11 protein-coding genes are annotated in these 10,931 nt (G+C 73.2%); 4 read left to right on the top strand and 7 right to left on the bottom strand.

What is annotated here, in order from left to right; all coding sequences use genetic code 11:
• Positions 1–116: 116 nt before the first annotated feature.
• Positions 117–971 carry a threonine ammonia-lyase gene (locus AC067J_RS33850; RefSeq protein ID WP_478305788.1) on the bottom strand — a complete coding sequence of 285 codons (855 nt, stop codon included), beginning with the start codon at positions 969–971 and terminating at the stop codon, positions 117–119.
• 437 nt (positions 972–1,408) lie between these two features.
• Here AC067J_RS33850 and AC067J_RS33845 point away from each other — a divergent pair, with 437 nt between their 5' ends.
• The 3 genes from AC067J_RS33845 to AC067J_RS33835 all read left to right on the top strand — a co-directional run bounded on the left by AC067J_RS33845 (position 1,409) and on the right by AC067J_RS33835 (position 4,891).
• Positions 1,409–2,695, top strand: a complete 1,287-nt coding sequence (locus AC067J_RS33845; RefSeq protein ID WP_478305786.1) for an MFS transporter — start codon at positions 1,409–1,411, stop codon at positions 2,693–2,695.
• A gap of 173 nt (positions 2,696–2,868) precedes the next feature.
• A complete protein-coding gene (locus AC067J_RS33840) occupies positions 2,869–4,098 on the top strand; it encodes an ATP-grasp domain-containing protein (RefSeq protein ID WP_478305784.1) in 1,230 nt (409 codons plus the stop codon).
• Between the two features lie 52 nt (positions 4,099–4,150).
• The gene (locus AC067J_RS33835) at positions 4,151–4,891 is read left to right on the top strand and encodes a TauD/TfdA family dioxygenase (protein WP_478305783.1); all 741 of its coding nucleotides are present in this window, start codon (positions 4,151–4,153) and stop codon (positions 4,889–4,891) included.
• Positions 4,892–5,121: 230 nt separating this feature from the next.
• Here AC067J_RS33835 and AC067J_RS33830 read toward each other — a convergent pair whose 3' ends face one another.
• From AC067J_RS33830 to AC067J_RS33810, 5 genes are all read right to left on the bottom strand, one after another.
• Positions 5,122–5,919, bottom strand: a complete 798-nt coding sequence (locus tag AC067J_RS33830; protein WP_478305781.1) for an alpha/beta hydrolase — start codon at positions 5,917–5,919, stop codon at positions 5,122–5,124.
• A gap of 497 nt (positions 5,920–6,416) precedes the next feature.
• Positions 6,417–7,076, bottom strand: a complete 660-nt coding sequence (locus AC067J_RS33825; RefSeq protein ID WP_478305780.1) for a LysE family translocator — start codon at positions 7,074–7,076, stop codon at positions 6,417–6,419.
• Between the two features lie 193 nt (positions 7,077–7,269).
• Positions 7,270–7,815 carry a dihydrofolate reductase family protein gene (locus AC067J_RS33820; protein ID WP_478305778.1) on the bottom strand — a complete coding sequence of 182 codons (546 nt, stop codon included), beginning with the start codon at positions 7,813–7,815 and terminating at the stop codon, positions 7,270–7,272.
• Between the two features lie 64 nt (positions 7,816–7,879).
• Positions 7,880–8,743: a haloalkane dehalogenase gene (locus AC067J_RS33815; protein ID WP_478305776.1), complete on the bottom strand. Its 864-nt coding sequence runs from the start codon at positions 8,741–8,743 to the stop codon at positions 7,880–7,882.
• A gap of 172 nt (positions 8,744–8,915) precedes the next feature.
• Positions 8,916–9,731: an NAD(P)H-binding protein gene (locus AC067J_RS33810; protein ID WP_478305775.1), complete on the bottom strand. Its 816-nt coding sequence runs from the start codon at positions 9,729–9,731 to the stop codon at positions 8,916–8,918.
• A gap of 80 nt (positions 9,732–9,811) precedes the next feature.
• Here AC067J_RS33810 and AC067J_RS33805 point away from each other — a divergent pair, with 80 nt between their 5' ends.
• Entirely contained in the window at positions 9,812–10,393 is a 582-nt protein-coding gene (locus AC067J_RS33805) for a TetR/AcrR family transcriptional regulator (RefSeq protein ID WP_478305773.1), read from the top strand.
• Between the two features lie 25 nt (positions 10,394–10,418).
• Here AC067J_RS33805 and AC067J_RS33800 read toward each other — a convergent pair.
• The coding region (locus tag AC067J_RS33800; RefSeq protein ID WP_478305771.1) for a DUF4097 family beta strand repeat-containing protein at positions 10,419–10,931 on the bottom strand (513 nt) is incomplete at its 5' end.

The raw sequence follows: 10,931 nt of genomic DNA, 5'->3' as shown, positions 1-10,931 counted from the left end.
CGCACCACGCCTCAGGCGGTGCGCGGCTGGCTCCTCCGTCCGTGGCCCGGACAGCCCCGCCCCCGGTCCGCCGGGGGCGGTCGGATCGGCGGGCGGCTGCGGCTACCGGCCGGCGGCTACCGGTCGGCGGGGAGCGGCCGGTAGGTGAACAGGCGGCCGGGCTGCAGGTCGTCGAAGAGGTCGAGCAGGGGGGCGGCCGAGTCGGCCACCGCGACGATGCGGGCCATGGTCCCGCCCGGGGTGCCCTGCTGCCAGCGCGGTCGGTCGCCGACGGCGTACGGCAGTTCCGCCTCGGCGACCGCGGGCACGGCGAGCAGTTCGTCGACGGTCGGCGCCGCGGTGAGGACGGTGTCGGCGTGCGGGGCCTGCGGGAGGAGGAAGGCCGTGCTGCGCACCGGCGGTGAGAACTCCGGCAGCGGTCGGCCCGTCGCGATGGCGGCGCAGGCCAGCACCGAGTCGAAGGAGCAGAGGTCCTCCGCGATCTCCAGGCCGACGGTGCCCTGGCCGGCCATCACCAGCAGGTCGTCGAAGGGGGAGACGACCGTGGTGCCGCGGTCGGCGGCGAGCTCCACGGCGATCCGGCGGTAGGTCTCGGCGGGTGCCGTGATCACCTCCGCGCCCAGCGCCCGGGTGGCCTCGATCTTGAGCCGGGGCGCGGTGTCGGGCATGACGACGGTGGCCGGGATGCCGAGCAGGCCGGCCGAACGGGCCACCGCCTGCGCGTGGTTGCCGCTGGAGTGGGCGACCACGCCGCGGGCCCGCTCCGTCCGGTCGGCGTTCGCCAACCGGTGGTAGGCGCCCCGGATCTTGAACGAGCCGGTGAGCTGGAGGTTCTCGGCCTTGAGCCAGAACGGACGGCCCTGCCCGGTGACGGGGAGCGGTCCGGTGACGGGGAGCAGGGGAGTGCGGAGCACGGTGCCGGCGATGCTGCGGCGGGCCGCCTCGACGTCGTCCGGGGACAGCAGCTTCATGGGCCGGCCCCCGGTCGGCCGGGGAACGCCGGTCGGTGGGGCGGCGCGGACGTGTTCACAGGACTCCTCGGAGGAGACGGGGAGGTGCGGCGGCGCCGGCCGGCGGCCCGGCGCGAGGCGGCCTGGGCGCGAGGTGCTCCGGGCGGCGGTCCGCCCTCGGCAGACCGACTCTGACAGACCGGGGCCGCCGAGGGCAGCGCCGCCGGTCGTCGTGATCACGACAGTCGCAAACAGGAGACCCGCACCGCCCGGCGCGGGTTCTGCGGGTTCTGCGGCCCGCGGGCTCGGCCGCGGGGCCGCACCGTCGTGTTTACGCCAGGCGCAAGTCCACCTGTGCCCGCCCCGCCGATTCACCTTCCCCGTCTGCACAATGAGCTGGACCGACAAGGTCCGTGACGGAGAGCCGGGGTGGGAATCACGACCGAGGGGGTGGATGCGTGCTGTCCGGGAAGAGCCCGACCGTCGAGCGGGGCCAGGTGTCGGCGTCCCAGTTCGCCGTCTTCTTCGGCGGCCAGGTGTTCTCGCTCCTCGGCGACGGCCTGGCGTTCCTCGCCGTGCCCCTGGTGGTCCTCGAACTGAGCGGGAACCCGTTCGCCGCGGCCCTGGCCGCCGCGCCGCGGACCGTCGGCTACCTGCTCGTGGGCCTGATCGCGGGCGCCCTGGTGGACCGCCTCGACCCCCGTACGACCATGCTGGCGACGGACGCCGTCCGCTTCTCGGCCTTCCTGGCGCTCGCGCTGCTCGCGCACACCGGGGGCCTGCAGGTGTGGATGGTCCTGGTGCTGGCGTTCCTGGCGTCGGGGGCCGGGGTCTTCTTCGAAACGGCCCTGACGGTGGCCGTGCGCGACCTGGCCCGGGGGCAGCGCCTGGTCCGGGCCAACTCCTGGCTGGAGGCGACCAACCAGGCCTCGCTCGTGGTGGGCCCCGGTCTGTTCGGTGCGCTCAGCGCCCTCTTCGGACTGAACACGGCCCTGTTCGGCAACGCGGCGACGTACCTCCTGTCGTTCGCGACGGTCTTCACGATCGGACGGTTCGGCGGGTCACCCGACCGGGTGGGCCGGACGACGCCGCGCGGCATGCTCCGCAGGCTCCGCACGGACGTGGCCCACGGCCTGCGCTTCCTGTGGGACAGCAGGCTGATCCTGTGGCTGACCTGCCTCCAGGCCACCGCCAACCTGTTCGTCGCGGTGGAGACGCTGACCCCGTTCTACGTGCGGAACCAGCTGGGATTCGGGGACTCGGCCCTGGGCGTGGTGGTCGGCCTCGGCGGGCTGGGCGGCGTGCTGGGCGCCGCGGCCGCCACCCGGCTGGCCACGCCCGCGCGCCGGCTCGGCGTGGTGGCCCTGAGCGCGGGCTGCCTGGGGGTGGCCCTCGCCCTCATGGGGCTGGTCGGCGGCCTCGTCCCGCTGGCCGCGCTCAACATGCTGGTCAGCGGCTCGGCGGTGCTGGCCGTCGTGGTGATCCGCAGCGTCCGGCAGGAACTGGTACCGCGGGAGATCCTCGGCCGGGTCACCGCCACCGCCCGGATGGCCGCGCTGGCCGCGAGCCCGGTCGGCGCGATGGCGGCAGGACTCCTGGCCGGGCTGAACCACGCCGACCCCCGGCCGGTGTTCGTCGGGTTCGGCCTGCTCGCCACGGCGACGGCGGCGCTCGTCTGGTTCGCCGGACTGCGCGACCACGCCGCCCCGGCAGGCGCGGGGGCGGAGGCCCCGGACGCCGTGTGACCGGCGTCCGGGGCCCGCGCCGGCGGCCGGGGCGCCGCCGTACCCGTGCAGGGCAGGGCAGGGCAGCAACGCAGCAGCACACCAACGCGCCGACGCGGCAACGCGCCAACACACCAACGCGGCGACGCGGCAACGCACATCCTGCATCGACTCATCGGAGATCAGAGGACGTCATGACGCACTTGCTGGTGATCAGCGTGGGTACCGAGGTGTACCGCCGGTACATCCTGGAGGACCTGCGGGCGGCGGGGATCAGGGTGACCGCGGTGCAGGAGCCGCCCCAACGGCCGTGGGCCGCCCCGCTCGTCGACGTGACGCACGAGGCGGACCTGCGGGACCGGGACCGGGTGGTGGAGCTGGCCGGGAAGCTCCACGCGGCGGAGCCCTTCGACGGGGTCCTGACCTACGACGAGGCGCACGTCGAGCTCGCGGCGGAGGTGGCGGGGGCGCTGGGCCTGCCGGGGCTGTCGCCGCAGGCGGCGGCCAGGAGCCGGGACAAGCGGCTGATGCGGGAGGCGTTCCGGGAGGCGGGCGTCCCCTCGGCCCGGAGCGTCCTCGCCATGACGGCGGACCGGGCGGCGGAGGCCGCCGAGCTGATCGGCTACCCGGTCGTCCTCAAGCCCCGCAACCTCGGCGGCAGTTACGGAGTCGTGCGGGTCGACGACGAGGTCCGGCTCCGTGAGCTGTTCCACGTGGCGGTCGGTGCCCGGATCAGCCGGATCGACACCGTCCCCGGCGTCCTGGTGGAGGAGTACCTGGACGGCCCGGAGATCAGCGTGGAGGCGGTGACCCAGGACGGGCGGACCCACATCTGCGGGCTGACCGAGAAGGAGGTGGGGTTCGCCCCCTACTTCGAGGAGCTCGGCCACATCTGCCGGAAGCCGTCGACGTACCCGGGGTACGCGGAGATCGAGCAGGTCGTGCTGGCGGCCCACCGGGCCCTGGGGATCACGTACGGCGCGACGCACTCGGAACTGCGGATCACGGCACGCGGACCCCGCATGATCGAGACGGCTGCCCGGCTCGGCGGGGAGAAGATCCCGTACGCCACCCGGCTGGCCACCGGGGTGGACCAGGTGGCGCTCACCGTGGCCGCGCTGACCGGCGGACGGGTCGAGGTGCGGCCCGACCGCGAACTGGTCGCCGGCGTCCGCATGCTCTACCCGTCGCACGACGGGCGCGTCCGGACCCTGGCGCACCGGGCGGGCGCGGAGGACCTGTGGCACGAACTGGTGTGGCACGCCTCGCCGGGACAGGACATGGCGCTGCCTCCCCGGGGGTTCATGACGCGGCTCGGCCACGTCATCGTGGTCGAGCCCTCGCGCGAGGCCGTGACCGGGCGCATGGAGGACTGCCTGGAGGCCCTGACGATCGAGATCGATCCGGCGGCGTCCTCCGACTGATCCCGAATTCAGGTTTCCGGCTTGCGTCAGTCGTGACACGCCGACCCGCTACGTGGAGACCGAGGCCGGCTACGAGATCAACGAGGGCCAGATCCTGCACGGGCTCTACGGCAGCCTGCTCGGTGAGCCGATCGGGTACGTCTCCCAGCGCGCGGGCAGCATCTACAACTCGATCATCCCGCTCCCGGGCCTGGCCGACGTCGCGAATTCCAGCTCCGGCTCGAACCACGACTTCGGTTTCCACATCGAGGACGCCTTCCACCCGACCCGCCCCGATTTCCTCGGCCTGGTCTGCCTGCGGAACGACGAGGGGGCGGGGACGACCCTGTCGGGAATCGAGGGAATCGACACGCTGACCCCGGAGGAGTGGGAGGTGCTCTGGGAGCCGCGTTTCCGGATCGGCCACAATCCCATCCACGAAACGTCGGGCGTGATCGACGAGGAGCAGCAGTCCGTCTTCTTCGGCCGCCGGGAGAGCCCGTGCTTCCGGGTCAATTTCGCCGCCCTGCGGATGGACGAGCTGGGCGGGGTCGAGCGGAGCGCCCTGGAGAGGCTCCACGATTTCCTCCAGCTGAACAAGGTGACCCTGGTGCTGCGGGGCGGAGAGTTCGTGTACGTGGACAACTACCGCTGCGCACACGCCCGGGACGCCTACACGCCGCTGCCCGAGGGGCGGTCGCGGTGGCTGTCGCGGCTCTGCGTCACCAGCGACCTGCGGAAGTCCAGCGAACTGCGCGCGGACACCTTGAGCCGCGCCATCGCGGCCTGGGGTCGCGAAGTCCTGGGGTCGTGAAGTCCCGAGGCCGCGAGCGCCGGGGTTCAGGGGTCCTGACGCCCGGTCGGCCCGGCCGAGCCGGGGAGCCGGACCGCAGTTCGCCGGCCCCCTGCTGGCCGAGGTGATCGCGGAGGAGATGGGCGAGGGGGTGGCCCTCATCTCCAGCGCGGAGGAGTCGGCCAAGGACGTCGCCTGGCAGCTCGGCAAGTTGGGCCTCGCCCGTACGGGGCCCGCGCCGCGGCACGTCTTCATGACGACCGGAGACCCGCGTGAGTTCGAGCGGATCGGACGGCGGTTCCTGGGGCCGGTGCTGACGGACGTGGCCGCAGCAGTGCGCTGACGAGGCGCTGCCGGTCCTGCGGGTGCTCGGCCAGCCAGAGGCCCAGCCGGTGGCCGGCTCCCGCGAGTCGCAGTGTGGAGAAGTCGGCCCGCGCGGCCAGCGAGGCGCCGACGAGTTCGGTGACTCCGGGCGGGATGACGTCGTCGTGCTCCGGGACCACCAGCAGGGCCCGGCCGGTGAACTGCGCGAAGGTCCCGGGTGCGGAACTGGTCAGCCAGCTCTCGGGCTTGCGGATCAGCTCGGTGAAGCCGGAGCCGAAGGGCACGTCCCAGACCTCCGTCCCGTAGATCCCCGGGGCGCAGGTGGCGACCGCCGTCACCCGCTCGCCGTACCGCGCGATCAGGTCGGCGACGGTCTGGCCGCTCATGCTGAATCCGACCAGGGCGAGCGGCAGTTCGGCGTCGAAGACCTCCTCGATGACGGCGGCGGCCTGGTCCCGGCGCCGCCTGAGGCTGAGTTCGTGCAGCTCGCCGGTGCTCTCCCCGTGGCCGGAGAAGTCCAGTGCGACGGCCGGGTGCCCGAGCGCGGCGAAGTCCTCGGCGAGGGGCAGGTTGCGCTCCTTGGTCCCGTTGCCCGCGCCGTGCATGATGACGACGCCGAGGCGGGCGGCGGCGCGGGTGCCGGGCTGCGGGCTCACCGTGTAGACGCTCAGCTCCTCGCCGTCGACGGGGTGGACGGTCTTGCTCACGACACTCACGACACTCATGGCATCTCCAGGCACGGTGGTGGCGGTACGTCGTCCGCGGTCTCGCCTGTCACGGTGTCACATCGGGCCGCCCCGGCCGGATGCGGTCGCCGGGTCGGCCGCCGATCCTCATAAAAATGTCACACTTCACACGTGTGTACAAAGTATAGTGAGTGGATGTGCGGGGGTTGGTAGCGCAGCTGTGGACGGCGAAGCCAGAGCACATCGGCCGGAGAAGCAGGGGAACGGCCGGTGACGGGGGGTGCGTTATGCGTGTTCAGGTCATGGGTGAGGCGCGTCTGACGACGGACCGACGGATCCCGGCGGATGCGAGACCTTCCGCCGGCTAGTCGTCGTGCGCCCGGAAGTCGGCCCGTTCCCCGCCGTCACGGGCGCCCGCACGGCACGGGCCGTTTTCCATGGGTGGGGCGGTGGGTGGGGCGCTGGGGCGGCCGGGGCGGCGGGGCGTGCCGTACGCGCCGAGCCGGTCCGGAGCCGCCCCTGCTCGGGAGCCGCCCCTACTCCGGAGCCGTGACCAGCCGGACGGCCAGGGCGCCGAACACGGCACCGCTGAAGACGTTCAGGCCCCGGGCCACCCGGCGGCTCCGCCGGAGCAGCGCCGCCAGCCTGCCCGACAGCACGCCCACCGCGGCGTCGACGGCCAGGCCGATGACGACCAGCGTCACGCCGAGGATCAGGAACTGCCCCGTCACGTGCCCCAGGGCGGGGTTCACGAACTGCGGCAGGAACGCGATGTTGAACATGATCACCTTGGGGTTGAGCAGGTTCGTCACGGCGCCCTTCGAGAACGCGCGCAGCCGGCCGGCCGCGGCGGCGCCGCTCCCGTCGCCACTGCCCTCGCCCTCGCCACCGCCGTCGGCGCCGAGGGGCGAGCGGTCGCGGAACGCCTGGACGGCGAGGAGGACGAGGTAGGCCGCGCCCGCCCAGCGCAGCACGTGGTAGAGCACGGGCAGGTGGGCGAACACCGACGACAGCCCGAGCATGGCGGCCAGGGCGTGCACCGTCGCCCCGAAGGCCACCCCCAGGGCGGCCATCACCCCCGTCGCCGGGCCGCCGCGGCCGCCCATGGCCACCACGAACATCATGTCGGGCCCCGGCGTCACGCACAGGGCCAGGGCGGCGGCCACGAAGGCCAGGTACAGCGGAAGGTCCAGCATGACCAGCATCCTCTTCTCCCGTGCTCCACGGGGTCGGACCGGGTTGCGTGCCAGTCTGACCGTCAGATCGTGTGCATGGCAACGTCTTTCGGGTCCTCCGGCCGATCACCGGTTGATCACCGGCCGCTTTCGGCCGGGGTCCTCGGGGCGGGGTCCGCCCGCCGCGCGTCGGCGGCGGGCGGACCCCCTCCCGTCAGGCCGGCTGGTAGGTCAGGTCCAGCACGCCGGTGGAGAAGGTGACCGAGCGGGTGAGCTCCAGCGGCACCCGGGCGGAGCCCTCGGGGAAGAGCCGCAGGCCGGTGCCCAGCACGATCGGGTGGACGAGCAGCCGGAGTTCGTCGACGAGTCCGGCCTCCAGCAGGGTGCGGGTCAGGCTGATGCTGCCCGTCAGGTTGATGTTCCCGCCCGGCTGCTGCTTGAGCTCCTTGAGCGCGGCGACGACGTCACCGTCGATGACGGCGGAGTTGTTCCAGTCGGCGCCGGTCATGGTGGTGGAGGCGACCAGCTTGCGGATGCCGTTGATGGCGTCGGCCAGCTCGCCGCTCTGCTGCGGCCAGGCGGCGGCGAAGGACTCGTAGGTCTTCCGCCCCAGCAGCAGCGTGTCGGCCTCGGCGTGCATCCCGCCGACCGCGGCGCCCATCTCGTCGTTCAGGTAGGGGAAGTGCCAGGTCTCCGGCGCTTCCACGACGCCGTCCAGTGAGATGAACAGGCCTGCCACGAGCTTGCGTTGTGCAGTCATGCGATTCCTCCTGAGTGTGGTGGTGGTGCTTCGGTTCCCGCTGAGCCCCGTCGTGCGACGGGACTCAGCGAAGCGCGTGGCGATCCGCCCAGTCGGTGACGGCGGCGGCGATCGCGAGGGGCTGGTCCTCCGGCGTGTGGTGGCCGGCGACCGCGTCGCTGCGCTCGATCTCCAGACCGGCGATGTTCTCCGCGCACCAGTCGACGATCGCCGGGCCCATCATGGCGCCGGGTCCGGGCGCGAAGGCGAGCAGCAGTTTGGGCACGTCGGGGGTGGTCGCCAACCACCGGTCGTAGTCCCGGATCCTGGCCACGACGTCGGCGGGCTCCTCGTCGAGCGGCATCGACCGCGGCCACTGGAGCAGCGGGCGGCGGCTCTCCCGGGTGGGGTAGGGGCGGCGGTAGATGTCCAGGTCCTCGGGGGCGAGGGGCGTGGCGACCGAGCCGGGCAGCGCCTGCTCGATGAAGAGGTTGTCGTCGAGGATCATGGCCTCGCCCACCTGCGGCGTCCTGATCGCCCGGAACAGGTGGCGGCCGCCCTCGGGGAACTCCTCCCAGGCCATCGGCTTGACGATGGTCTCGGTGAACGCGATACCGCGCACCCGTCCGGGGTGCCGGGCGGCCCAGTCGAAGGCGAGGGCGCCGCCCCAGTCGTGTCCGACCAGCACCACCTCCTCCAGGCCGAGCGCGTCGAACCAGGCGTCCAGGTAGCGGGCGTGGTCGGCGAAGGTGTAGGCGAGGTCGGGTTTACCGGACTCGCCCATGCCGATCAGGTCCGGGGCCAGGAGCCGGGCCGGCCCGCCGACGGCCGGGAGGACGTCCCGCCACAGGTGGGAGGAGGTGGGGTTGCCGTGCAGGAAGACCATCGGCGTACCGGCGCCGAGCTCCCGGTGGTACATGGTGGAGTCGAGTACGGGCTGAACGGGCAAGGGATGCCTTTTCCTCTCGGGCGTCCGGATGTTCGGGCGGCAGGGCTGCAGGCTGCAGGGCTACAGAGCGGCTGGGCTGCAGGGGGGTGGGGCTGCAGGGGGCGGGACAGCAGAGCGGCTTGGGGCCCCGGGGCGGGCGCGGCCCTTCGAGCGGGCCCGGCGGGGCGGGAGTTCAGCGGAAGGCGGGGGCGGTGCGGGCGGCCCAGTCCGCGAAGGTGCGCGGTGCCCGGCCGAGGACGCGCTCGACGTCGGGGCTCACGGCCTGCTCGGCGGGCAGTGGCTCGCCGAGGATGGCGAGGGTGCCCTCCACCACCGGCTCGGGCATGAACGCCAGCATCTGCGCGCGGGCCTCGGCGCGGGTCTGCTCGACGAACCGCACCGCCTCGCCCACGGCCCCGCCGATGGCCTCGGCCCGTTCGCGCGGGGTGACCGGGGCCGGTCCGGTGAGGTCGTACGTCCGGCCCGCGTGGCCGTCCCCGCGCAGGACGGTGGCGGCGACCTCGGCGACGTCCGCCGGGTCGACGGTGGGAAGTCCGACGTCGCCGAACGGCGCGGCGGCGGTCCGGTGGGCGCGGATCGACTCGGCCCAGGCGTAGGCGTTCGAGTTCAGGCCGCCGGAGCGCAGGACCGTCCAGTCGAGGCCCGAGCGGCGCACGGCGTCCTCGAACGCCGCGGGGTGCCGGTAGACCTCCGGCCGCGTCCCGGCGCCCTGGGAGGAGAGGAGGACGACGCGGCGCACTCCGGCGGCCCTGGCGTGGTCGAGGATGCCCTCCGGGGCGTCGCCGGCGACGAGCAGGAACAGCGCCTCGGCTCCGTCGAGGGCGGTGCGCAGGCTCGCCGGATCGGCGAGGTCCGCCGGTACGTGCCGTACGCCGTCGGGCAGTCGGGCCGGTCGCCGGGAGACGGCGGTCACCTGCTCGCCGGCTTCGGTGAGGATCCGCACGAGCTCCTGGCCGACGTTTCCGGTCGCACCCGTCACGACAATCATGAGAACTCCGGTTTGTGAGTTAGTTGGCTGACTTAGAAGGACCCTAGCCGACGCCGCGTCAGGCGTCTACACTTAGTCAGGTGACTGACTCAAGGAACGTCCGGCGATCGCCGGGCAAGCGGGAGCGGCTGGCGGCCGCCGCGGCGCAGGTGCTGCACGAGAAGGGTGTCGAACAGACCACCCTCGCCGACATCGCCCGGGTGGCGGACGTCCCGGTCGGCAACGTCTACTACTACTTCAAGACCAAGAACGAGCTGGTCGGGGCCGCGATCGACGCGCACGCGCAGGGCCTGGAAGCCGTGATCGACGCGCTCGACGGGCTCCCCACCCCGCAGGACAGGCTGAAGGCGCTGCTGAACGGCTGGATCGAGCAGCGCGAGCTCACCGCCCGGTACGGGTGCCCCACCGGAAGTCTCGCCTCGGAGCTCGACAAGCGGGCCGACGGTCTCGACGAGGCCGTCGCCGAGGTCATGCGGCGTCTCGTCGACTGGGCGGCGCAGCAGTTCCGGGCGATGGGGCGGGAGGACGACTCCCGGGAGCTCGCGGTCGCCCTGGTGGCTTCGTACCAGGGGATCTCGCTGCTCACCAACACCTTCCGGGCGCCCGAGCTCATGGCTGTCGAGGGGCGCCGCCTGGAGCGGTGGATCGACTCGCTCGCCTGATCCGGACGCCGTCGCCCCGGTGGGGTCAGATGCTGCGGGCGGTGATGTCGCCGTGGGTGGTGGTGGCGTGGATGGTGAGGGTGGGGGTGCCGTCGTTGTTCTTGAGGGCGTTGTGGACGCGGCCCAGGGTGGTGCCGGCGTCGAGGGTGGCGGTGACGCCGCGGGCGGCGCCGATCTCGATGTCGCCGGATTCGGTGCGCAGGGTGACGGTGCCGTGGTGGGCCTCGGTGATGCGCAGGTCGCCCTTGGCGGTGGTGAGTTCGGCGGGGCCGGTGAGGCGGCCGACGGTGATGTCTCCGGCCTGGAGGGTGAGGCGGGTGGCGGCGGTCTCGTCGAGCTTGACGGTGGCCTGGGCGCTTTCGAGGGTGACGTCGCCGAGGCGGCCGCCGCCGCGCAGGTCGGCGTCGGCGGTGGTGGCCTCGACGTGGGAGCCGGCGGGCAGACGGACGGTGACCTCGACGGCGCCGGTGGGGCCGAAGAGCTGGTTGCCGGTGGTGGTCCGGATCCGCAGGACGCCGTCGTGGTAGTCGACGGTGGT

It is taken from the genome of Kitasatospora sp. NPDC042419, from assembly GCF_056437345.1.
Note: the sequence above shows the minus strand (reverse complement) of the source record. Positions and strands in the feature narration are given on the sequence as shown.

Bases quoted from the DNA above. Each gene is read 5' to 3' on its own strand.
- AC067J_RS33810 (WP_478305775.1), bottom strand. From the start codon at position 9,731: ATGATTGTCGTGACGGGTGCGACCGGAAACGTCGGCCAGGAGCTCGTG.
- AC067J_RS33820 (WP_478305778.1), bottom strand. From the start codon at position 7,815: ATGACTGCACAACGCAAGCTCGTGGCAGGCCTGTTCATCTCACTGGAC.
- AC067J_RS33825 (WP_478305780.1), bottom strand. From the start codon at position 7,076: ATGCTGGACCTTCCGCTGTACCTGGCCTTCGTGGCCGCCGCCCTGGCC.
- AC067J_RS33840 (WP_478305784.1), top strand. From the start codon at position 2,869: ATGACGCACTTGCTGGTGATCAGCGTGGGTACCGAGGTGTACCGCCGG.
- AC067J_RS33830 (WP_478305781.1), bottom strand. From the start codon at position 5,919: ATGAGTGTCGTGAGTGTCGTGAGCAAGACCGTCCACCCCGTCGACGGC.
- AC067J_RS33850 (WP_478305788.1), bottom strand. From the start codon at position 971: ATGAAGCTGCTGTCCCCGGACGACGTCGAGGCGGCCCGCCGCAGCATC.